Raw genomic sequence first — 22,044 nt, forward strand, 5'->3', positions numbered from 1 at the left:
TTCGAGAATCTCGAAGCAGCGCGGCATTCGGTCGAGGCTAAGCATTCACCGCAAGGGCGATGACAACCTCTTGCTCGTTCTCCGGCAGGTAGTGCACCCGCAGGATGCGGCCCACCTGCACCTGCCCGACACTGCTCGGTGCCAGGAACTTCTCCACCCTGGTGGCGAAGCTCGACCCGTCCGGCCGGGTGACGACCAGTCCGAGCGCGATCTTCGAGTGCCCGTCCCGGATCTCGCCGGTGACCGCCAGCGACTGCACCACCGCCTGGGTGGCGATGCCACGCTCGGCGATGTCGAGCTTGTGCCGGGTGGTGATGCCCTTGCGGATCATCGACTCGTTCATCGCCTGCTGCGCCATGGACGCGTCGCCGGACATATCCACCTCGACCTTGTCGGTCCGGCCGGGCAGGTAGCGTATCGGCAGCACCACGCCGGGTTGCAGCAGCGCCAATTCCGTCAGCGGCACAATCATTTTCGCCGTGGCGGGGAAGGTCTTTCCGTCGATGCCCTCGACGCTGAACTGGATACGCACCTGCGGTTGGTCGTTGACGCTCACTCCGGTCTGCGCGAAGGAGGTGATGGTGCCGAGCCCGACCAGGCCGTCGCGGAACTCGGCGCTGTTGCGACCGGTGAAGGCCGCCATGATGCCGTCACCGGTGAACGCGAAGACCATGGGGACCAGGGTCAGCGCGAGGATCGGCAGCACCAGCTGCCAGCCGAGCCAGCCGAGGCCGGCCGGCTCGTAGGCCGACGAACTGGTGTAGGTGAGGCCGTGCAGGAGGTAGTAGCCGACGGCCAGTGCGGCCAGTGCGACGGTGATCCAGCGGATGTTTTTCATGATGTTCCTCGATGATTCGAAAAGATGGTGCCGATGTCGGCCCGCTCGAGCAGAACTCGAGCGGGCCGGGGACGGTTGCGAACTGGGACCTTCGCGCTCACAAGCGCGGTGAATCAGCCGCCGACGACGGTCGAGCAGGCGAAGGTGATGTCGAACTTCGACGTCTTCGGGCCGGCCAGCGGGTTGGCCAGGTCGGCGCTGACGCCCTCACCGGTCACCTTGTAGGTGTTGCCGTCCTTGCTGAGCTTGGCCGAGCCGCCCGGCATTCCGTTGCCGTAGCCGATCGCGTACGGCTGGCCCGCGTCGCCGCCCTTGCTGCCCGCGATACCCACCGCCTGCACGGTGTCGGTGCCGGTGATGGTGGCGCTGACCGAGAGGTTGCCGTAGGCGGCGTTGGCGGCGTCGGTCAACGCGAGGGCCAGGGTGCCGCCCTGCTTGGCGCAGGTGGTGGTGAACGTCGCGTCGAACGCCTTGCCGTCGACCGAGGCGGCGGACTTGCCCGACGGCGCGGGGGCGGCCTGCGGGGCGGAGGTCGCCTGCGGGGCGGGGGCGGCCGAGGACTTGGCCGGGGTGCTGCTCGCGTTGTCGCTGCAACCGGTGACGAAGAGGGCGGCAGCGGCGGCGGCGGCGACGAGGGCTGCGGTGACGGACTTGGTGTTCATGGTTTCTCCTGAGTTCGTTCGGCCCTTGGCGTCTGGGCCGATACGAGAAAGGTAGGAACGGTTCGCGGCCTACCGATCCCAGGTTTGCCGGGGTCGAATCGGACATAAGTCCGTTAACCTGGTCGAATGCGACGACCGCGCGCCATGGTGCTCGATGAGGTGTGGCGCAAGCTCGACGGCGTCGAACCGCTCAGCGGTCCGCACGGCGGGCCGTTGCGCCGCACGGTGAAACTGATCCTCGATCCGCTGGTGATCCGGCCGGTGCAGCATCCCGCGTGCGCCGGACCCATCGTGACGGCCGACGGCGCGGTGCTGCTCGCCGCCAGGGTGCACGCCGCCTCGGACGTGCTGCACGCGACGGCAGCCTGGTTCACGGTGCTCAAGCAGGTGCGGCGGGCATTGCGGATCACCGAGGGCAACCCGCAGGATCTGTACTTTCAGCGCTGTTTCGAGCTGGCGACGACCCGCGGCCTGCCGGATGCGGTGCGGGACAGGGCGGTAGCCGAAGCGGCCCTGCGCGACGTGCACGAGTACGCGGCGGGCCGCACCACCCAGGCGTTGAAAGAGTATGTCGCCGAACGGACTCCGGAGCTGGCGGGGCTGATCGAGGTCGCTTGGCGCCGACGGCCGGTTGCGGGCCCGGCCGGCGGTGACCACACCGCGGCGTGCACGGCGCTACTCGACGCGTGTGCCGCGGCGCGGCTCGGGCAGCAGCGAGACAACGGGCAGGCGGCATGGGATCGGCTGATCGCCGGGCATGCGGGAACGCATTCCGGAATACGGCTGTGGCGCAACGAATCCGGCTACTCGGCGGCCGAGTTGGGCCTGACCGTGCATGTCGTGCCGCAGGCCCCCGCGGTCGGTGCGTCCGCCTCGACCGCCACGCTCGGACTGCCGTTCGATCGCACTGTCTACGAGCGGGTATTCACGGCACTGCAAGCTTCCACCGAACGCGCTGAACTGCCGACCGTTCCGGAGTTGGTGGCCGCCGAGATCGCCAGGAGTTGCGCGCCGTGGGCGCTGTTGGACGAGACGCTGCGGGTGGCCGCGACGACCGGGGTCGCGCTGGCGAACGGGCTCGCGCCGATCGGGCCCACCGCTCGTGGTCGGCGTTCGGACGTCGGCAGTGTCCAGGTGGCAGGGCCGGATGCGACGGAGACCACGGCGCACCGGGTCGTCAACGGCCGCTGGCAGCGTGAGGCCTACGTGCTGCAGGCGCGACGGCTGGTGGTGCGGGTCGGCACCGAGTCGCCGCCGACCGGTCCGCTCGCGGCGATCGCCGCCGAGTTGTGCACACCGTGGCGTCCGTATCTGCGGCGACTGTGGGTTCGCCTGCACGGGCGCGATGTGCGCGAGTTCGCGGTGTACGACCCGGACGAGCTGTGGGATCTGCTCGACGGCGTGGCTCGTTCGGTCGTCCTCGACCATCGGACTCGGGTCAAGCAGGCCTTGAGCGCCGTTGCGGCCGAAGCGGATTCGACGGAAGCGAGGGCGAGCTGATGACCGGCACGGTGCGGGTTCGGCAAGCCGCCGACGGCCTGTGGATCATCGGGCCTGCGGGCGCGCCGACCGTCCTCGACGAGGCGGCGGGCATCGACGTGCTGGTGCTCGAGGCCGCGGGCGGGCACCTGAGCTGGAGTCTGCTTGCCGGGCAGACACTTCCGGCCGCGGTGCTCGATGATGTGCGGCTCGCGCAAGAGTGGCTCTGGGCGGTCTTCGGTGCGCGGGTCGCGCTGGCGGTCGACGCCGGGGAATCCGGCGAGATGGCTGCCGCGCCGGAGATACCGCAGTTGGTGACCGATGCGTGGCGCCTCGGGTACGCGCACTGGGCGGCGCGGTGGTGGCCCGCCTCGATCATCGACGGCATCGCACCGCTGGACGAGCGACTACTGCGCGATGACATAGCGACGCTGTCGCAGGCCTGCGAGCTGATCGTCGACGGCGCGGACGAGTTCATCGAAGCGGCCGAACAGCACACCGCCGAAGTGGCCGATACCCGCGGCCGGGCCGCGGACTACGCGCTCGCGGCAGGTCCGGCGACCGCTGTGCCGAACGGTGCGTTGGTACTGGCCAGAGGCAGCGGCGGATGGGACTGGCACCGCTGTCCCCCCGGACTGCTCGACGCTTCGGAGCGAGCCGTGTCGTGGGAGGTGGTGCGGGCGGCGGGCAGCACGACGGTCCTGGTGCGGGTGGTCGCCGCGGCGCGCGGCGAGGTGCCGTCGCATCTGCATCCGCACGCGCTGGTGCGCACGTCCTCGGGCACGGCGGTGGCGACACTGTCACTCGCCGGCGACGTGTGGGTTGCCGAGGTGCCCGCACCGGAAGGCGCGGAATCCACGGTGACCGTGCAGGTCTACGTGCCAGGTGTCGGCGGCCCGGAGCCGGGCAGCCCAGAAATGCGCCGCCGCGTGCGTGAGCTCGCCCTGTCGCGACTGAGTCGAGCGACCGACCCCGCCGGCAATTCCGCCGATCCGCCCCTCCTGGCGGAGATCGCTGCCGCCGAATCGGATTCGGATTTCTGACATGACCGAAGAAACACCTGACGACGGCCGCGAACTCCTCGTCGCGGGCGCTGACGCCTACACCCGCGGTGACACCGCCGCGGCCCTGCGCATCTTCGAGGGCGCCGCGCGGACCACCACCGGCGACGTCCGCCTCGGCGCCATCGTCAACGCGGCGAGCATGGCGGACGAGCTCGGTGACCACGCCAGATCGCTGCGCCTGTACCGCGAAGCGCTCGCCGCGATGCCCGCGGACGCGCCACGGTTGCGACCGACCGCCTTGGTCAACATGTCGCAGGCGTTGCAGCACCTCGGCGAACTCGACGAAGCCCAGGCGGCGTTGGAGCAGGCGCGCGAATTGCTCGCCGACACCACTGACCAGGGCGTACTGCGCGTCTCCTGCCTGCTGTCCTTGACCGCCGTCGCCCTGCACCGCCAGCACTGGGCCGCCGCCGCCGAACTGGCCACCGAATCCCTGGACGCGGCATGGCGTTTCGCGCCGCACCTGGCGGGGCATCCGCTGATGAACCTGGCCGCAACGTATTTCGAGACCGGCCGCCGTGACCTGGCCGTCGACTTCGCCCAGCAGGCCCTCGCCGCGTTCGAGGCGGCCGGTGACCGCAATGCCGTCGCCGAGACCCAGCAGAACCTCGCCACCATGCTCGTCCGCGTCGAACGCTTCGATGAGGCGGACGCGCCGCTGCGCGCCAGCCAGCGATATTTCGAGCAGGCCGGTCTCGGCTACCGCGCCGGAATCGGGCTCAAGACCTTGGCTTTCCTCGCCGAGGGCCGCGACGACCTCGACCAGGCGCAGCAGCTGTACCGCCGCAGCCTGGCCTACTTCGTCGAGTCCGGCGCGGTGCTCGACGCCGCCGACCTGCGCATGCGGCTGTCCACCGTGGCATTCAAAACCGGCAGGTTCGCCGAGTGCGAGGCGTTGCTGGCCGAGGCGTTCGACGCTTATGCCGAGCGCGGCCTCGGCCTGCACTGCGCCCAGCTGGATTTCTGGCATGCAACGCTGCTCGAAGGGGCCGTCGCCGCTGCGGATGCGCCCGCACCAGAGCTGCTCGCCCAGGCGGTCGACCTCGCCGTTCCCGCCGCGCTGGCCATCGATGCGGTGCGCTACACCCTCCCCAACGGCAACCAGCGCGACCAGTGGCACCGCCAGATCGCGGACCCGGCCATGCGCTTGGCCTTCCGCTTCGCCTATCTCTCGGGCAACGGGCTGCTCCTTGCCGACCTGATCGAGACACAATGCGCGGGTACCACGCTGAATATCGATAGATCCGAGGGCGGTCGCGCCGCCCGGCTGCCGCTCGAACCGCTCGATCCCCCGGTCGATCCCGCCGGACCAGCCGGTACGACCGCGCTGCAACTGGGTGCCGCGCTGGCCGAAGTCGCGGCGAGCGCGGGCCTGCCGGTGTCACCGCCGCCCCGACTCGCGCTGGCCGCGGAGGGCCGGATCGCATTGGCCCCCTACATCGCCGCCGCCGAGCAACGCTACGGCCGGGTGATCCGCGACAGCCGGGTGCTGACGGTATGACGCCGGACCAGCCGACCGTCATCGTGCGCATGGCGGACGCGGGCGATGTGTACATGTCCTGGCGCTGGGCCGGGGACAGCGCGCCGCGTGGGGCCGCCATGCTGCCGGGCGAGCCGGTGCTGCACGCCGTGCGACGACTGGCCGATGCCCTGCCGCACCCCGCCGAGCCGGGCGGTCTCGAACGCTCGATGACCACCGGAGCGTTCGCCGCCCACGACACCGAGTACCTTGTCGCCCAGGCACTTTCCCGAGCATTGCTGCCGCAGGGGCTGGCCGCCCAGCTGTACGAGCTGTATCAGCGCGGGATCCGTCCGCACATTCGCCTGCAACCGTCGCCGCGGGTGGCGCAGGTGCCGTGGGAGCTGATCGCCCCCGGCCCGGAGGTCCGGTTGATCGACATCGCCGATGTGAGCCTGCTGGCGCCGGCTGGCCTCGTGCACGCGCCGCAACGCACGGCCCGCAGGTGGACCGAGACCCAGCACGCACCCGTCGTCGCGCTGCTGGACCCGCGCATTCCCGGCTTCCGGGCCGACTCGACGCTCGGCTCGGTGCTCGGTCGCATGGCGGCGCAAGCCCCACTGGCCGAGCGGTTCGCCGAGTACGCCGTACAGGACCGCTTACTGCCCGCGGTAGTCGACCCGACGGAGGTCTTCCGCCGGACCGATATCGACCGCAGCTGGCTGAGCAAGGCCCTACGCGGCGGCGCGAGCCGACTGATCTACGTCGGCCACGTCACCGCCGCGCCGCCGGAGTCCGGGCAGAGCGAGGACGCCGAACTCCATCTGCCGTGCACCGCCGACACTCTCGGCTTCGCCGTGCCGAACCGCACTCACCGACCGTTGTCCGCCAAGGACTTCCTGCTCGGCACCCACACCCTCCTCGCGGAACCCACTGACGGCCGCGAGCTTTGGCCCATTCCAAGCCGGGTGGCGCTGATCGCCTGCGAGAGCGGCGGGGACATGCGCTTCACCGAGGCGCTCGGGCTGACCGCGGCCATGATCAACAACGGCGCCGAGCTGGTGACGGCCAGTCGCTGGCCGCTGCCCACCGATCTCGCCTTCCACCGCATCGCGGGCGCGCCCGCGCACGCCCACCCGCTGCAGGACGCGATCTGCGCCATCGACGCGGCGCACGAACAACCGGACCCGGTGACCGCGCTCGCGCACTGGCAGCGCGAGCGACTGCAGGCCTGGCGCACCGAGCGCACCATCGAGCACTCGCCGCTGCTGTGGTCGGCGTTCGCGACGCTGTGCACATGAACGGCGCAGGACACATGAACGGCGCGGGGCACGCGAATGACGCTGGGCGCCTGAGTCAGCCACGGAGCCCGCGGTCGACCGTCGGATGCACACCGAGGACGTCGAGCATCTCCGAGATGGACATGGCCCGGAACTCGGTCGCGCCCGCGTAGCCGGGCCGGGCCGCGTCCGCCAGCTCGGCGTACAGGTGCAGGCGATCGTAGTCGGCCATCGACATGATGACCGCGACTTCGGTTCCGTTGTCGGTGATTACCGCGTCCTCCCCGGTGGCCACCACGTCGCGGACGACGGCGGCGATGTCGGCGGACAGCTCGTGCAGATTGCGTGTGTTCGTGTTGGGCATGCTCCGCATTCGGAGCCGCGCGCCCTTTTGGATCGGCGGGTCACCGTCTTGTTAGCGCGATGACCGGAATTGTGCGGTCGGTCTTGGTTTCGTGCTCGGCGAAAAACGGGTAGGCCTGCTTCAGCATGGTCCAGACGCGGTCGTATTCCTCGCCCTCGAACGGGGCGGCGATAGCAGGGTAGGTTTCGTCGCCGATTTCGACCGTCACCGCCGGTTCGGCCACCAAATTCCGGTACCAGTCCGGGTGTTCGGGGGCGCCCAGGTTCGAGGCGATGACGAGCAGGCGGTCGCCGACGTCATGAAACATCATCGGGGTGGTGTGGGCCCGGCCGGTGGCCCGGCCGGTGGTGGTGAGCAGCAAGAGTTTGTCGCGCTGCATACCCTCGATCTCGCCACCCGCCCGGAATTGGGCGATGGTTGCTCGGTTGATTTCCTTGAAGTCCATGGGTTCGCCTCCGGTGGTTTGTAGTACACAGATCACCCGAACGAATGGCGTGTCCGGAAAATGCGACACCCTGGCGTCAGGTGCGGTGCGCGAGGAGGTGCTGCATGATCAGGCGGGTCAATTCCTCGGGAGCCTGCTCAGGGATCCAGTGCGACACTTCCTCGAGCATTTCGAAGCGATACGGGCCGGTCACGTACTTCTCGGTGGCCAGGGCCGCGGTGGAGCCGACGGTGCTGTCGTCGGTGCTCCAGACGTAGAGCGTGGGCACCGCTACCGGGCCGGTCGGGCCGGACAGATGCATTGCGCGATACCAATTCAGCGCCGCCGTCAGCGCTTCCGGCTGCGCGAGCCGGTGTACATAGTCGTCGATCCGTTCCTCGGGAATCTTCCATTCGAAGATCTTGCGCAGACCCGCCCCGTCGTCCATGAGGAGCGCCCGCTCGGCCACCCGCGGTTTCCGGAGCAGCGAAAAGTATTGCGACCGTTGCGCTTGATCCTCGTCCTCGGTCATTGCCCGCAGGAAGGCGGCGGGATGCGGCAGCGACACCGCGGTGAAACTACGGATCCGTTCCGGGATATCCGCCGCTGCCGCCCACCCGACATAAGCCCCCCAGTCGTGCCCGACCAGATCGAAGCGCCGCCAACCCAATTGGTCGGCGATCGCGATGACATCGCCGACCAATTCCTCGAGTCGATAGTCGGCCACCGTGTCCGGCCGCACACCCGGCGAGTATCCCCGCTGATCAGGCGCCACCACATGGCACCCACCGCCACCGAGCGCATGGAGCTGGAATTCCCACTCGATGGCCGCCTCCGGAAAACCGTGCAGCAGCATGACTTCCCGCCCACCGGCTGCCCCGCTCGACAGCGCGTCGAACGTTCCCGCAGCAGTGGCGATCTCTATGGCCTCGATCACGCGTCGACTCTAGAGCCCTTGGATTTTTCCGTGATCGGCTATCCGCCCACAGGGCGGGCCAACTGATCTCGCGAGCACATGGGTAACTCACTGGGCACGGGCTGACCAGTCCACCCACTCCCCCGGCCGCCAACACTCCGCCCACCGCGCATAGGCCTGGCCTGAATACGCGGAGGGGCGGGGTGAGATCAGTGTTCGTCGTAGTGCCCGTCGTGTGCGGCGTGGCGGTGGCCGTCGTGGATGTAGTCGACATGGTCGCCGTGCTGCACGGTGTCGTGGCCGCAACCGTCGCCGTGCTGATGCGTGTGGTCGGCGTGCTCGGTGTGGCCCTGCGGTTCGCACTCGTCGTAGTGGCCGTCGTGTTCGCGGTGCAGGTGGCCGTCGTGCGCGTAGTCGACGTGGTCGCCGTGCTCGATCACGGCGTGCCCGCAATCGGGGCCGTGCGCGTGGTCGTGCTCGGTGTGCTGCATATGTGCCGTCGTCATCAGATCTCCCTCTTTCCGAACATGGACAGATGGATATGTGAGCGAAGACACATTAGCAGATGCGCATCAGTGCAGTTAGCCAGGGGTGCGCTACAGCACCTGAGAAAGGAACCGCTGCAGACGCGGCGTCTCGGCGTTGTCGAACAGCGCGTCCGGCGTGCCGGTCTCCACGACCTGCCCTTCGTCCATGAAGACGACACTGTCGGACACCGTCCTGGCGAAGCCCATCTCGTGGGTGACCACGATCATCGACATGCCGCCCGAGGCGAGATCGGCCATGAGCGCGAGCACGCCCTTGACCAGCTCGGGGTCCAGCGCCGAGGTGGCCTCGTCGAAGAACATGACCTCCGGCTTCATGGCCAGCGCGCGGGCGATGGCGACCCGCTGCTGCTGGCCGCCGGACAAATTCGCGGGCCGGGTGTCGAGCTTGTCGGACAGCCCGACGATCTCCAGCTGCTCCACCGCGACCGCGCGCGCCTCGTCCTTGGACAGTCCGCGCAGCTTGCGCGGGCCGAGCGCGACATTGTCGGCCACGCTCTTGTGCGGAAACAGATTGAAATGCTGGAACACCATGCCGATGCGCTGGCGCAGCTTGTCCGGGTCCTCGGTGAGCACGGACTTACCGTCGAGCAGCACGTCGCCCCGGTCCGGCTCGTACAGCCGGTTCAGCACGCGAAGCAGCGTCGACTTGCCGGAGCCGGACGGGCCGATGACGGTGGTGGTCTTGCCCGCGTCGACGTGGATGTCGATGCCGCGCAGCACGTGATTGTGCCCGAGGGTCAGGTGCAGTCCGGTGCCGGTGAGGGAAGCACTCATCGTTATCCCCGCCCTTCCGTGATCGTGGCGGCCTGCACCGGATCGATCGGCCGGTCCGGCCGGCCGGTGCGCATGCGGCGGTCGATGTAGTTCACCAGGTGGGTGAGCGGGATGGTCAGCAGCAGATAGACCAGACCGGCGGCGACCAGCGGGGAGAGGTTGCCGGTCTGCGCGTTGAGGTCACGCCCGACCGCGAACAGTTCGCGCTGGGTGGCGAGCAGGCCGAGGAAGTAGATCAGCGACGAGTCCTTGACCAACGCGATGAACTGGTTCATCAGCGCGGGCAGCACGCGCCGGACACCCTGCGGGATCACCACCAGCGTCATTGCCTGCCGGTAGCCGAAGCCGATGGCACGGGCCGCTTCCAGCTGACCGGCTTCGACCGACTGGATGCCCGACCGGAAGATCTCGCCGATGTACGCCGAGGCCAGCAATGCCAGCGCAACCGCGCCGAGCCAGTAGGGATTGTTGCCGGTCAGATTGCGCGCCACGGGGCCGATGCCGAGGCCGATCAGCAGGATGATCACCACCGCGGGCAGGCCGCGGAAGATGTCGGTGTAGATCCGGGCAGGCCAGCGCAGCCAACGGGTCCTTGCGATGCCCGCCACCGCGAGCAGCATGCCGAGCACGGTGCCGAGTACACCCGAGACCACGGCGAGGATCAGGGTGTTCGGCAGGCCGGTCTTGAACAGATCGGGGAAGGCCTGGCGGTACAGCGACCAATCGAAGAAGGTGTCCTTCAATTGCTGCAGCGTGGATTTCGGCGCGTTCTGCGCGGCCGCATCCGGGGTGCGTTCCGCGGCGAGGGCGGCGAAGTCCGGCAGTTGCGGCAGCGGCGCCGCCTTGGAGCCCGGCTTCCAGCCCGGCGGCAGCTGTCGCGGCACCCAGTCCTGGTAGAGCTTGGCGTAGGTACCGTCCGCGATGACGGCGTCGAGGCCGCTGTTGAGCGCGTCGATGAGCGGCTGGTTGGTCTTGGCGACCGCGTAGCCGACGAAGTTGTCGAGGCTGAAGGTGTTCTGCGACACCGTCGTTCCGTCGCCAGGCCGGATCGCGCCCTCGGCCTGCGCCGACGGCGCCACCCAGGCGTCGACCTGGCCGGACTTCAGGTTGGCGTAGGCGGTGTTGTAGTCCGGGAACTTCACCGGGTCCAGGCCCAGCTGGTTCACCACGAACTCGTCCTGCACCGTGCCCTGCACCACCGCGATCCGGGTGCCGCGGTTGAGGTCCGAGAAGCCTTTGACGGCACTGCCGACCGGGGTGACGAGGGAGAAGTAGCCGAAGTCGTAGCCGTTGGTGAAGCCGACCAGCTGACGGCGGGCGTCGGTGGTGGTGATGTTCGACGACGCGGCGTCGAAGCGTCCGCCCGCGACCTGGGCGAGCAGGCCGGAGAAGTCGGTACCCGAGAACTCCACCTGCAGACCGAGTTTCGCGCCGATCGCCTTCAGCAGTTCATTGTCGAAGCCGGTGAACGAGCCCTGGCCGTTCACGCAGATGCTCGGCGGCGCGTCCGAGAGCGTGCCGACGCTGAGCTTGCCCGGTGCGATCAAACCGAGCTTCGAGGTGTCGATCGAGGTCAGCGGCGCGGTGGTCGCGGTGGTGTATTTGTCCGCGCCCGCGGCCTGCGCGGACGCCAGGTTCGTCGGCGCGGCCGCGGCCGCACTCAGCCCCGGCGGTGAACACAGATTGCGTGCGGTGGGCGCGTCATCGGAGCCGGAACCGCACGCCGTGGCCGCGAGACCGACGGAAAGCAATATCACGGCGATCAACGCACGAGACCGCACAGCGGGCAGACCAGCCATGATGAAGAACCCTAGCGGCGTCCGAGTGCTAACCCGCAGCTACCCCATCGTGGACGAGGCGCTTGCGGGAGTCGGACAAGTCGGACCAGGAGCGACAGAGTTCGGATCACGGTGATCCGAATTCGGCGTTCGCAGGGCGTCGGCCGCCGGGCAATCCGGTTCCAGCACGCGCATCAGATAGTCGTGCACTCGTCACACCCCCGGCTCGGTACACCCGTCGGTGCCGAGCACCATGAGCTCGGTGATGATGATCGCGCCGAGCACCGACCACTCGGCGCGGTCAACCGCGCGTCGAACTTTCAGGCGAGTCCGCTCACCTGCTCGGGATTCACCTCGTCGCGCCAGCGGATCGCCAGCTCTACCTCGCTGAGGTCGTACTTCGGACCGCTGACGCCGATGGTGAACAGCGAAACGCCCGCGTCGACGAAGGACCGCGCCTGCTCGGCACCGGGCCACTGCACCGACCGTTCGATCTTCGACTGGTCGGTGCCGACCGCCGCGCAGTGGTCGGCGAGCACCTTGTTCTTGTGCGCGAGCGAGTCGAGGTCGGCGAAGCTGTGCCACACGTCGGCGTACTCGGCGACCAGGCGCAGGGTCTTCTTCTCACCACCGCCGCCGATCAGGATCGGGATCTCGCGGGTCGGCTGCGGGTTCAACTTCTTCAGGCGGGCACTGATCCTGGCCATGTTCTCTTTGAGCAGGGCGAGCCTGGTGCCCGCGGTGCCGAACTCGTAGCCGTATTCGGCGTAGTCCTTCTCGAACCAGCCCGCGCCGATGCCGAGGATGAGGCGGCCGTCGCTGATGTGGTCCACCGTGCGCGCCATGTCGGCGAGCAGGTCCGGGTTGCGGTAGCCGCCACCGGTGACCAGGGCGCCGAGCTCCACCCGCTCGGTCTGCTCGGCCCACGCGCCGAGCATGGTCCAGCACTCGAAATGCGCGCCGTCGGGGTCGCCGCTGAGCGGGTAGAAGTGATCCCAGTTGAAGACGATGTCGACGCCCGCGTCCTCGGCGCGCAGGACCGCGTCGCGGATCAGCCCGTAGTCGGGTGCGTGCTGGGGCTGGATCTGGACGCCGATACGCACCGCGCGGGTCATGGCGCCACCTCGCTACGCTCGCTCATGAAAGCCTCCTCGTCGCTTCGGGGTCGGTCCCTGTCGAGGCTACCGGCGTCGACGGTAACCGGCCTGGACACTTGGCAATCCGGCGCCAGGCCGGAACTGGTGCGCACTACGCATGTCGCGCGCGAACTCGAGCATTTCGAGCGGAAATCGAGCAGACATAGTAATGTCGCCGGTCAACCCTTACTCGGATCGTCCGGCACGTTCCTGCCGGTGAATGGGATGTGATTTGTCATGGCCACGGTGACCTTCGACCGCGCTACCCGGCTCTACCCGGGATCCACCAAACCCGCTGTCGACCAGTTGAATCTGGAGATCGAAGACGGCGAATTCCTTGTCCTGGTCGGCCCGTCGGGCTGCGGCAAGTCGACCTCGCTGCGCATGCTCGCCGGCCTGGAAGACGTCAGCGACGGGCGCATCCTCATCGGCGCCAACGACGTCACGCACGCCGAGCCCAAGGAACGCGACATCGCGATGGTGTTCCAGAACTACGCGCTCTACCCGCACATGACCGTCGCCGAGAACATGGGCTTCGCACTGAAATTGGCCAAGGTCGCCAAGGCGGAGACGCAGAAGCGGGTGCTCGAGGCGGCCAAGCTGCTCGACCTGGAGCCGTACCTGGACCGTAAGCCGAAGGCGCTGTCGGGCGGTCAGCGCCAGCGCGTCGCGATGGGCCGCGCGATCGTGCGCCAGCCGCAGGTGTTCCTGATGGACGAGCCGCTGTCCAACCTGGATGCGAAGCTGCGGGTGCAGACCCGCACCCAGATCGCGCAGTTGCAGCGCAGGCTCGGCACCACCACGGTGTACGTCACGCACGACCAGGTCGAGGCGATGACCATGGGCGATCGCGTCGCGGTGCTCAAAGACGGTCTGCTGCAACAGTGTGCGACGCCGCGCGACCTGTACCAGGACCCGGTCAACGTGTTCGTGGCAGGCTTCATGGGCTCGCCCGCGATGAATCTGTTCACGCTGCCGGTGTCCGACGGAAGCGTGTCGCTCGGCGGCCACATGGTGCCGCTGCCGCGCTCGGTGATCGACGCGGCCGAGGGTTCGGTGTCGGTCGGCATCCGCCCCGAGCACTTCGAGCTCGGCAACGGCGCCGGCTCCGGCATCGAGATGGAGGTCGACGTGGTCGAGGAGCTCGGCTCCGACGCCTACATCTACGGCCGCACCACCTCCGAGGGCAACGCCGTCGGCGAAACCATTGTGGCGCGGGCGGATTGGCGCAACCCGCCCGCCAAGGGCACCCGCGTCCGCCTGTCCACCGACCCGCAGCACACCTACTTCTTCTCCGCCGCGGACGGACGTCGCCTCAACTGAGCCTGCCGGCAACGACAGTGCTGCCGGAAGCGGCTCCCGCAGTGGAGCCGCTTCCGGCACGGCAGGCATCCGGCAGAGCGCGCGCCCAGCGAAAACCGCTTCGGCCCACCGGGTTCGAGGCCGCACGGCGTCCGCTACTACGCCCCCGGCCACTGGCACGAACTGCACGTCCAGAGCCACCCCGGCGAGCTCCGCCCCGCACCGCCGACCTAGTCGGCCGCCGTCTCGCGTACCGCTGCGGCGACGGCGCGGAAGTCCTTGCGCAGGATGTGCGAATGGTTGCTGGCGACCTTCGCGCTCACCGTGACGTTCGGGTTGGCGTCGAGCACCGGGTCCAGCGCGGCCCGCACCTTCTCCATCTCCCCTTTCTCGCTGCCGAGGCTGTCACCGGTCGCCAGGACGAACCGCACGGGGCGGGTCAGGCGGCTGAGGACCGGGACGCCTGCCGCGGCGTACTCGTTGGCGTCGATGCCGACCTCGGCGTGCTGGGCCGCGGTCATCCGGGCGGCCATGCCGAAGGGGCGGGCCAGCGGAAGCAGAAAACGCATCCGGTGAAACAACTTTCGGATTCGCTCCCGGCCCGCCTCGCCGGTCAAGCCGTACGGCGCGGAGTCGACTATCACCGCGCCGACGACACGATCGGGGTTTCGGTCGGTCCAGTTCCAGGCGAGGATCCCGCCGTAGGACCAGCCGACCAGGATCGCCCGGTCCACGCCCCGTGCCGCGAGGACGGCGTCGACATCGCGCAGAGAGGCCTCGAAGGTGTAGTCGGCCGACTGCTTCGATTTACCGCGGGCGCGCTCATCGAAGGTGATGTGCCGGAAGCCGGGGCCAAGTTCGGCGATCACCCGCCGCCAGTGCTTCTGGTCGGCGTAGGCGCCGTTCAGGTAGACGATCGGCTGGCCGGCCCCGCCGGTGTCGGTGACGGCCAAAGCGGTGTCGTCGATCGGAACCATGCCGGTCCAGGTCGAATCGGTCGAGGTGGTGGTAGCTGCTGTGCTGTTCATGGGGACTACTGTCGCCAACCCGGCTGACACCGCTCTGACGCCGACCTGACATACCGCCTGATACGGCGTTCGGGCTGGTCACGGCTCACCGACCTGCGGCGAGCCGCGAGTGAACAGCGCCGCCGCGGAAGTGCGCGGTCAGCGCTTGGCGCGTTTGCGGGGGCGGATGGTGGCGAGGTAGTCGGGGTTGAGGCGGACGCCCAATTGGTCGAGGGTGATTTCGTTGCCGTCGTCGCTGCGGACTTGGACGCGGACGGGGGCGCCGGTGGATTCTTCGACCAGCAGAAGTGGGGGCGGCCCGGGTTGGAGGTAGGTGTCGCCCCACTGCATGAGGGCGAGGACAACCGGGAGTAGGTCGCGGCCTTTGGGGGTCAGCACGTATTCGTGGCGGGTGCGCTTGCCCTCTTCTCGGTAGGGCTGTTTGGCGAGCAGGCCCGCTTCGGTGAGTCTGCGGAGCTGGGTTGCGGCCGCGGCGTCGGTGATGCCGATGCGCTGGGCGAAGCCGTCGAAGCGGGTGGTGCCGTAGTAGGCCTCGCGCAGGATCAGGATGGCCGAGCGGGTGCCGACCAGCTCGATCGCCTTGGCGATCGAGCAGTCCGTGGGCTGCCACGAGCTCAGATCGGCGAGGGGTCCTTCCATCACTGCTGCCATGACGGACATCATAGCCCAGCTGACTTGCCTCAACTATTGCCAGGTGTAACCTGACTATGTGTTGATAGAGCCAGGCAAGGCCGCCGGGCTCTCGGTCCGAGAGGAAGCACGATGAGAGACGCGGTAATTGTCGAAGCGGTCCGCACCCCGATCGGCAAGGGCAAGCCGAATGGCGCACTGCACGACGTCAACGCGGTGGACCTGCTCGCGCACAGCCTGCGCGAGGTGGTGACGCGCAGCGGCATCGATCCGGCGCTCATCGACGACGTGATCGGTGGCATCGTCACCCAGGTCGGCGAGCAGGGCGCGAACATGACCCGGCGCGCGGCGCTGGCCGCCGGGTATCCCGAATCCGTCCCCGCGACCACGGTGGACCGGCAATGCGGCAGCAGCCAGCAGGCGATCCACTTCGCCGCGCAGGGCGTGATCTCGGGGGCCTACGGCATCGTCGTGGCCGCCGGTGTCGAATCGATGGGGCGGATCCCCATGGGCGCCAACCTGATCGGCTCCGCGGACTTCTCCGGCGTCGGCTTCGCCGAGCGTTACCCGGAGGGCTTGGTGCCGCAAGGGATCAGCGCGGAACTGATCGCCGCCAAGTGGGGCTTGACCCGCGGCCAGCTCGACGAGTTCGCGCTCGGCAGCCACGAAAAGGCCGCGCTGGCAACGAAGAACGGCCTGTTCGCCCGCGAGCTCGCACCGATCAACGGGCTGAGCGCCGACGAGGGCATCCGGGTCGGCAGCACCCTCGACACTCTCGCCAAGCTGCGCCCCGCCTACTACGACGAGGCGATGGCCGCCCGCTTTCCGCAGATCGGGTGGGAGATCACCGCGGCAAGCGCGAGCCAGGTCAGCGACGGCAGTGCCGCGGTGCTGATCATGACCGGGGAGCGCGCCGAGGAGCTCGGGCTGAAGCCGCTGGCCCGGCTGCACAGCTTCGCCGTGGTCGGCGACGACCCGCTGCTGATGCTCACCGCGGTGATCCCGGCGACCCGAAAAGTGTTGCAGCGCGCCGGACTCCAGCTCTCCGACATCGATCTGTTCGAGGTCAACGAGGCCTTCTCGCCGGTGGTGCTCGCCTGGGCCGAGGAGACCGGCGCCGATCTCGGCAAGGTGAACGTCAACGGCGGCGCCATCGCCATCGGCCACCCGCTCGGCGCCTCCGGCTCGCGCTTGGCCACCACGCTGGTGCACGCCATGCAGGACCGCGGCGCCCGCTACGGCCTGCAAACCATGTGCGAGGCAGGCGGTTTGTCGAACGCGATGATTCTCGAACGCCTCTGATCCGAGCCGACTCGGCGCCCATCGTGCGGTGGGCGCCGCGTCGGATCGAACGGGCACCGGCTCAGATCGAGACGAGCACCAGTGCGGTCAGGAATCCGGCCACCCAGGATTCGATGATCAACGGCACCGCGATCAGTGGCGTCCAGCCGATCGGCCTGCGGTCACGCGCTTTCCGCGCCATCAGCACGATCACCCAGAGCACCGACGCCACGATGCCGCCCCACCCGATCACCTGTGCCACCGCGAGATGCCGCCACGCCAGCCCGTCCTCGTCGTCGCGGGCAACCACCTCGTACAGCGGCACGAAAGACGCCACCACCCAGGCACATCCGACGGTGACCAGCGAACCGGCCACCGCGCGCGCAAGGTCCGCCACCCCGTTCCGTGGTTCCCACGCCATGTTCCCAGGATGACCCGCGTGGAACAGCGCCGCATCATGACGCGCGCACTGTCTCCCGCCGCCCGAATGGACGCTCAGCGGCCTGCGGTCACCTGCGAGGCCAGCGCGACCCCGCCCAGAAACGAGGCGACGATCATCAGCGCGGCGAGCACCGGCCAGTACCACATGTACCAGCGCTTGACCGCGGCCACGATGATCATGATCAGCGCGATGAGCAGCGCGAGCGCGGTCCCGCCCCAGGAGACGAGGAAGGCGGCGCCCAGGTAGCCCTCGCGGCAATTGTTCGGGCCGCACGAGTCGGTAGCGAACGCGAAGAAGACGGTGAAGTAGGCGGCGACGAGACCCAGTGCCGCCGCACCGGCGTACAGGGTGAGCGCCAGCGCCAGATCCCAGGCCCGGGTCTGCGGCCGGGTTTCCGGCTGAGCAGGCCCGTAGGGAGTGGTGCCGTAGTAGGTCATGCATTCAGCCTCGTCGCCGACCGGCGCGTTCGGCACCGCAAAACTACTCAGTCCGCATGAGGGAAATCCGCGACGAACAGCGGAAACAGCCCGGCAGGCGAGCCCGGACGTGCCGCTACGGTGCCCGTTAAGCTGGCAACGATGACCGACTACGCCGCCGACAGCATCGTCTACGCGATCCCGATGCGCACCCGTTTCCGCGGCATCACCGTGCGCGAGGGCATGCTGATCCGGGGACCGCTCGGGTGGGGCGACTTCTGCCCGTTCCCCGAGTACGACGACCGGGAAGCGGCCGGCTGGCTGGCCACCGCGCTCGAACAGGTGACGGTCGGCTGGCCGGAGCCGGTGCGCGACCGGATCCCGATCAACTGCACGGTGCCCGCGGTCGATCCGGAACGCGCGCACGCGATCGTCGCGGGGTCGGGCTGCGGCACCGCGAAGGTGAAGGTCGCCGATCACCCCGATTCGCTGGCCGAAGACCTGGCCAGGGTCGAGGCGGTGCGCGACGCGCTCGGTCCGGACGGTGCCGTACGGGTGGACGCGAACGCCGTCTGGGACGTCGACACCGCGATCGCGCACATCACCCGGATCGACAAGGCCGCAGGCGGTCTGGAGTATGTCGAACAGCCCTGCCGGACCATCGAGGAACTGGCCGCGGTCCGCCGCCGGGTGGACGTGCGCATCGCCGCCGACGAGTCCATCCGTCGCGCCGAGGATCCGCTGCAGGTCGCCGTCGCGGGCGCCGCCGATATCGCGGTCCTGAAATGTACTCCGCTTGGCGGGGTTCGCCGCGCGCTGCGGGTGGCCGAGGCGGCCGGCCTGCCCTGCGTGGTCTCTTCCGCACTGGAGACCAGCGTCGGCCTCGCCGCCCAACTCGCCCTCGCCGGTGCGCTCCCCGAACTCCGATTCGCCTGCGGGCTGGGGACATTGTCGCTGCTCACCGGCGATGTCGTGCGCGATTCGCTGCGTCAGGTCGACGGGTATCTGCCGGTGCCGACAACCCCACCCCAGCCCGACCCCGCCCTCGTCGAGCAGTACCGGCAGCAGGACCCGGACCGCACCGCGTGGTGGCAGCAGCGGCTCGAGCGAGTGCTGCGACTGGTCGAGTCACCGCCGGAGCCGTTCTGAGCGGACAGTTTTCGCGTCTGCCGCACCGAAATGTGCCCTGACTTCCCGAAAATGTCCGCGCAAGCCGGGGCTAGCCGAGCCGCACACCGCACCCCAGCATGGTCGCGCGCAGCACCAGTGCCGCCTCCGGCCCGATGACGCCGTCGACCAATTCGAGGTAGCGGGCGCAGAATTCGGGGCCGTGCGGAGCCACCGAGCCGGGCGCGGATTCGAGATGGTGCGCCAATTCGTGCAGGACCACCAATTCGCGCAACGCCCACGCCCGCCCGCCGGTGTGCAACGGCACGGCGAGCACGGCGTCGGCGGCCTCGTAGTGTGCGGCGGCCGTACCGGCACGGGACCGGACCCGCACCGCCGTGCCCGCCCGGTCCCACTGCGCCCGAACCCAATTGAGGGCGAGCACCTTGTCGGCGTAACTCTGCACGGAGGCCACCGAAGCGAAGCGCCGCTCGATCGGCAGCGTGAGATGCGACCCGTACAACTCGACGGTCCGGCTGCCGTGCTCGTCGGCCCGATCGAACATGCCGCGCACCAACTGCTCGGCGTCGTACACCTTGGCGCGCTGGGTATCTCGCACGCTCACCAGCATCGTCCCCCGCACGCGCCGACGCGACCCCAGTCGTCGATCCACCGCATGTCCGCCCGGAGACCCGCACCGATCAACCAGTACGCGAAGCTCACGCCGCCCCAGTCGCGAAGGCGCGTGCCGGGCCCGAAGTTCGCGTAGCGCACGCCGATCCCCCGCGCGGCCACGCGGGGCGCCCGGGCGCGAAACTCACGCCGATCCATTGGTCGAGCCGCGCGACCGGCGCGTCGTCAACTGCCCGCGCGCCGCCCCGAGTTCCGGCGCGGTACCGAGCCGAGCCGCCTTACCCGCGCGGTCACCCGCCCGCCGTGCCGCCGCCGAATGCCCGGTCGAGGCCTGCGGGCCACGCCAGGTGCCCCGCGCCTCGGAGGTGCTGGCATAGAAATCGGTGAGCTCGATCTCCTTGTTGCGCAACGCCAGCGCCGTGCCCGCCGCCGTGGCGTCCGCGGGCACCGCCTCGGCCTCGACCTCCGCCTTCACCGCGGCCAGCCGCTGCCCGATCCGCGCGGCGAACGCCATCTGGAAATTCAGCCGCGCCGTCACCCCCGCGACCGGCGCCTGCACCGTGCGTTGCACCTTGCGCCCCCAGCGCTTCTCGGTGACCACCTTCTCCACCGTCGCCGAGCGGTACTGCCCGGACTTGATGTACTGATCCGAGGCGCGCACCATCTGCACGAGCAGGCTCGCGTACAACGCCTCGCAGGTATCGATATCGGAGTCGAAACCGTAGGCGTACACCTGAGTCGAGGTGCGAGCGACATCGCAGCGCACATCGTTGGCGTGCGCGATGGCGACGAACAATTGGACGTAGGTGCGCAGCCCGCGCTTGCCGGGTGCACCGATCGGGATGATGCGCTGAATGGGCGTCGCCCGGCGCTCACGCCCCGCGACGTGCGCACGAGCCACCGTCAGATCGATCGACGACCGGGTCGCCAGTCGTTGCGCGGCGGCCAGGAACGCCTCGGCCTCGTGCTCGTTGTCGGTGGATTCGGCCTGGCGCAGCAGCCCGCCGATGCGGGTCAGCATCCGCTCGGGAACCGGGTTCGGCGATGTCATCACACGCCAGAGTAGCGAGCACTTCCCGCCACAATCCCGCGAGTCACTGCCACACCATGTATCTTGCGTTGTGCAACCGGCAGGGTGTGCTAATGCTCACGATCGATCTGGAGTGTCCACGATGGCTGTGAAAAAGGTGTCGTCCCTACGTACGTCGCTCGTACCGAAGGCCGCGGTCGCGGCTGTCTCGGTCGCGCTGCTGACGGCGACGTTCACCAGCGCCTGCTCCAGTGACAGCGGGGGCAGCCCGACCAGCCAGAACCTCACCGGGCGCGGGCCGATCACCTACGTCGAGGGCAAGGACACCACCGAGACCGGTGCGGTCAAGCAGCTCATCGAGCGCTGGAACGCCGCGCACCCGGACGAGCAGGTGACGTTCAAGGAACAGTCGAACGACGCCTCGCAGCAGTTCGACGATCTGGTCGAGCACATGCGCTCCAAGCAGTCCGGCTACGACGTGGTCGCCCTCGACGTGCCGTGGACCGCCCAGTTCGCCGCGAAGGGCTGGATCCAGCCGCTGAAGGATTCCTTCGCCATCGACACCTCCGCGCTGCTCTCCCCGCCGGTCGCCAGCGCCACCTACAACAACACGCTCTACGCGGCGCCCCGAAACACCAACGGCGGCCTGCTGTTCTACCGCAAGGACCTGGTGCCCAACCCGCCCAAGACCTGGAAAGAGCTGCTCGACCAGTGCCCGATCGCCAAGGCGCAGAACATCGGCTGCTACGCCGGTCAGTTCGCGCCGTACGAGGGCTTGACGGTGAACACCGCCGAGGTGATCAACGCCTACGGCGGTAGCTTCGTCGGTGCCGACGGCAAGACCCCGACGGTGAACAGCGCGCAGTCCAGGGCCGGGCTGCAGGTCCTGGTCGACGCCTACAAGAACGGCGACATCCCGCCGGAGGCGATCACCTTCAAGGAGCCGGAGAGCAGCAACGCGTTCGCGCAGGGCAAGCTCATGTTCCTGCGTTCGTGGCCGTCCACCTACGGTGACGTCGGCGGCGACGCGTCCTCGGTAAAGGACAAGTTCGGCGTCGCCCCGCTGCCCGGCGAGAACGGGGTCGGCGCGTCCACCCTCGGCGGCTACAACGCGGCGATCAGCGCGTACTCCAAGAACAAGGCCACCGCGCTCGACTTCCTGCGCTTCCTGATCAGCGAGGACGCCCAGCACATCGTCGCCTCGGGTGCGCTGCCCTCGGTGCGCGCCTCGATGTACGACGACCCGGCGCTGATCGCGAAGATGCCGTACCTGCCCGCGCTCAAGGACTCCATCGCCAGCGCGGTGCCGCGGCCGGTCACCCCGTTCTACCCTGCGGTGTCGAAAGCCATCCAGGACAACGCTTATGCTGCGCTGAAGCAGACCAAGTCCGTCGATGACGCGATCATCGGGATGCAGAAGGGCATCGAGACCGCGGGATCGTAGAGCGGATAG

The 22,044-nt window shown here is 68.8% G+C and carries 23 protein-coding genes; 8 read left to right on the plus strand and 15 right to left on the minus strand.

The window, feature by feature from the left end; genetic code table 11:
- Positions 1 to 37: 37 nt before the first annotated feature.
- On the minus strand, positions 38 to 841 hold the full coding sequence (locus ACIHA7_RS24560) for a hypothetical protein (RefSeq protein WP_397293838.1): 804 nt from the start codon (positions 839 to 841) through the stop codon (positions 38 to 40).
- A gap of 110 nt (positions 842 to 951) precedes the next feature.
- Positions 952 to 1,500, minus strand: a complete 549-nt coding sequence (locus ACIHA7_RS24565) for a lipoprotein LpqH (protein WP_397293316.1) — start codon at positions 1,498 to 1,500, stop codon at positions 952 to 954.
- 144 nt (positions 1,501 to 1,644) lie between these two features.
- On the opposite strand from ACIHA7_RS24565, the gene ACIHA7_RS24570 reads away from it, so the two are divergent.
- From ACIHA7_RS24570 to ACIHA7_RS24585, 4 genes are read left to right on the plus strand one after another with little or no spacing between them, the layout of a single operon-like run.
- A complete protein-coding gene (locus ACIHA7_RS24570) occupies positions 1,645 to 3,000 on the plus strand; it encodes a hypothetical protein (protein ID WP_397293839.1) in 1,356 nt (451 codons plus the stop codon).
- Positions 3,000 to 4,022 carry a hypothetical protein gene (locus ACIHA7_RS24575; protein ID WP_397293317.1) on the plus strand — a complete coding sequence of 341 codons (1,023 nt, stop codon included), beginning with the start codon at positions 3,000 to 3,002 and terminating at the stop codon, positions 4,020 to 4,022. Before ACIHA7_RS24570 ends, ACIHA7_RS24575 begins: the two co-directional genes overlap by 1 nt.
- Before the next feature lies 1 nt (position 4,023).
- Positions 4,024 to 5,544 (plus strand): tetratricopeptide repeat protein, encoded by a 1,521-nt coding sequence (locus ACIHA7_RS24580; protein ID WP_397293318.1) that lies wholly within the window; start codon positions 4,024 to 4,026, stop codon positions 5,542 to 5,544.
- Positions 5,541 to 6,803, plus strand: a complete 1,263-nt coding sequence (locus tag ACIHA7_RS24585) for a CHAT domain-containing protein (protein WP_397293319.1) — start codon at positions 5,541 to 5,543, stop codon at positions 6,801 to 6,803. The genes ACIHA7_RS24580 and ACIHA7_RS24585 overlap by 4 nt, the downstream gene beginning before the upstream one ends.
- Before the next feature lie 55 nt (positions 6,804 to 6,858).
- Here ACIHA7_RS24585 and ACIHA7_RS24590 read toward each other — a convergent pair whose 3' ends face one another.
- From ACIHA7_RS24590 to ACIHA7_RS24620, 7 genes are all read right to left on the minus strand, one after another.
- Entirely contained in the window at positions 6,859 to 7,146 is a 288-nt protein-coding gene (locus ACIHA7_RS24590; protein ID WP_397293320.1) for a type II toxin-antitoxin system Phd/YefM family antitoxin, read from the minus strand.
- 40 nt (positions 7,147 to 7,186) lie between these two features.
- On the minus strand, positions 7,187 to 7,591 hold the full coding sequence (locus ACIHA7_RS24595; protein WP_397293321.1) for a nitroreductase family deazaflavin-dependent oxidoreductase: 405 nt from the start codon (positions 7,589 to 7,591) through the stop codon (positions 7,187 to 7,189).
- A 76-nt stretch (positions 7,592 to 7,667) separates the two neighbouring features.
- Positions 7,668 to 8,507: an alpha/beta fold hydrolase gene (locus ACIHA7_RS24600; protein WP_397293322.1), complete on the minus strand. Its 840-nt coding sequence runs from the start codon at positions 8,505 to 8,507 to the stop codon at positions 7,668 to 7,670.
- 188 nt (positions 8,508 to 8,695) lie between these two features.
- Complete coding sequence (locus tag ACIHA7_RS24605) at positions 8,696 to 8,992, minus strand: hypothetical protein (protein WP_397293323.1); 297 nt, start codon at positions 8,990 to 8,992, stop codon at positions 8,696 to 8,698.
- Between the two features lie 90 nt (positions 8,993 to 9,082).
- The gene (locus tag ACIHA7_RS24610; protein WP_397293324.1) at positions 9,083 to 9,808 is read right to left on the minus strand and encodes an amino acid ABC transporter ATP-binding protein; all 726 of its coding nucleotides are present in this window, start codon (positions 9,806 to 9,808) and stop codon (positions 9,083 to 9,085) included.
- A 2-nt stretch (positions 9,809 to 9,810) separates the two neighbouring features.
- Complete coding sequence (locus ACIHA7_RS24615; RefSeq protein ID WP_397293325.1) at positions 9,811 to 11,607, minus strand: ABC transporter substrate-binding protein/permease; 1,797 nt, start codon at positions 11,605 to 11,607, stop codon at positions 9,811 to 9,813.
- Between the two features lie 299 nt (positions 11,608 to 11,906).
- A complete protein-coding gene (locus ACIHA7_RS24620) occupies positions 11,907 to 12,701 on the minus strand; it encodes an LLM class F420-dependent oxidoreductase (RefSeq protein ID WP_397293326.1) in 795 nt (264 codons plus the stop codon).
- A 258-nt stretch (positions 12,702 to 12,959) separates the two neighbouring features.
- Here ACIHA7_RS24620 and ACIHA7_RS24625 point away from each other — a divergent pair, with 258 nt between their 5' ends.
- Positions 12,960 to 14,045: an ABC transporter ATP-binding protein gene (locus tag ACIHA7_RS24625; RefSeq protein WP_397293327.1), complete on the plus strand. Its 1,086-nt coding sequence runs from the start codon at positions 12,960 to 12,962 to the stop codon at positions 14,043 to 14,045.
- A 209-nt stretch (positions 14,046 to 14,254) separates the two neighbouring features.
- On the opposite strand, the gene ACIHA7_RS24630 is transcribed toward ACIHA7_RS24625, so the two are convergent.
- Together ACIHA7_RS24630 and ACIHA7_RS24635 are read right to left on the minus strand one after the other, a co-directional pair.
- Entirely contained in the window at positions 14,255 to 15,052 is a 798-nt protein-coding gene (locus ACIHA7_RS24630) for an alpha/beta fold hydrolase (protein WP_397293328.1), read from the minus strand.
- 138 nt (positions 15,053 to 15,190) lie between these two features.
- On the minus strand, positions 15,191 to 15,715 hold the full coding sequence (locus tag ACIHA7_RS24635; RefSeq protein WP_397293329.1) for a winged helix-turn-helix transcriptional regulator: 525 nt from the start codon (positions 15,713 to 15,715) through the stop codon (positions 15,191 to 15,193).
- Between the two features lie 99 nt (positions 15,716 to 15,814).
- Here ACIHA7_RS24635 and ACIHA7_RS24640 point away from each other — a divergent pair, with 99 nt between their 5' ends.
- On the plus strand, positions 15,815 to 16,984 hold the full coding sequence (locus ACIHA7_RS24640) for a thiolase family protein (RefSeq protein ID WP_397293330.1): 1,170 nt from the start codon (positions 15,815 to 15,817) through the stop codon (positions 16,982 to 16,984).
- A gap of 61 nt (positions 16,985 to 17,045) precedes the next feature.
- Here ACIHA7_RS24640 and ACIHA7_RS24645 read toward each other — a convergent pair whose 3' ends face one another.
- Positions 17,046 to 17,384 carry a hypothetical protein gene (locus ACIHA7_RS24645; RefSeq protein WP_397293331.1) on the minus strand — a complete coding sequence of 113 codons (339 nt, stop codon included), beginning with the start codon at positions 17,382 to 17,384 and terminating at the stop codon, positions 17,046 to 17,048.
- A 74-nt stretch (positions 17,385 to 17,458) separates the two neighbouring features.
- Positions 17,459 to 17,842 carry a hypothetical protein gene (locus ACIHA7_RS24650; protein ID WP_397293332.1) on the minus strand — a complete coding sequence of 128 codons (384 nt, stop codon included), beginning with the start codon at positions 17,840 to 17,842 and terminating at the stop codon, positions 17,459 to 17,461.
- Positions 17,843 to 17,983: 141 nt separating this feature from the next.
- On the opposite strand from ACIHA7_RS24650, the gene ACIHA7_RS24655 reads away from it, so the two are divergent.
- Positions 17,984 to 18,970 (plus strand): o-succinylbenzoate synthase, encoded by a 987-nt coding sequence (locus ACIHA7_RS24655; protein ID WP_397293333.1) that lies wholly within the window; start codon positions 17,984 to 17,986, stop codon positions 18,968 to 18,970.
- A gap of 70 nt (positions 18,971 to 19,040) precedes the next feature.
- Here the strand turns inward: ACIHA7_RS24655 and ACIHA7_RS24660 are convergent, their stop codons facing one another.
- Both ACIHA7_RS24660 and ACIHA7_RS24665 read right to left on the minus strand, forming a co-directional pair.
- Entirely contained in the window at positions 19,041 to 19,559 is a 519-nt protein-coding gene (locus ACIHA7_RS24660) for a TIGR04338 family metallohydrolase (protein ID WP_397293840.1), read from the minus strand.
- A gap of 186 nt (positions 19,560 to 19,745) precedes the next feature.
- Entirely contained in the window at positions 19,746 to 20,612 is an 867-nt protein-coding gene (locus ACIHA7_RS24665; RefSeq protein ID WP_397293334.1) for a DUF2786 domain-containing protein, read from the minus strand.
- Between the two features lie 121 nt (positions 20,613 to 20,733).
- Here ACIHA7_RS24665 and ACIHA7_RS24670 point away from each other — a divergent pair, with 121 nt between their 5' ends.
- Positions 20,734 to 22,035 carry an ABC transporter substrate-binding protein gene (locus ACIHA7_RS24670; RefSeq protein ID WP_397293335.1) on the plus strand — a complete coding sequence of 434 codons (1,302 nt, stop codon included), beginning with the start codon at positions 20,734 to 20,736 and terminating at the stop codon, positions 22,033 to 22,035.
- The last annotated feature ends 9 nt before the right edge of the window (positions 22,036 to 22,044 follow it).

The organism is Nocardia sp. NPDC052316 (assembly GCF_044547795.1).
GTDB lineage: Bacteria > Actinomycetota > Actinomycetes > Mycobacteriales > Mycobacteriaceae > Nocardia.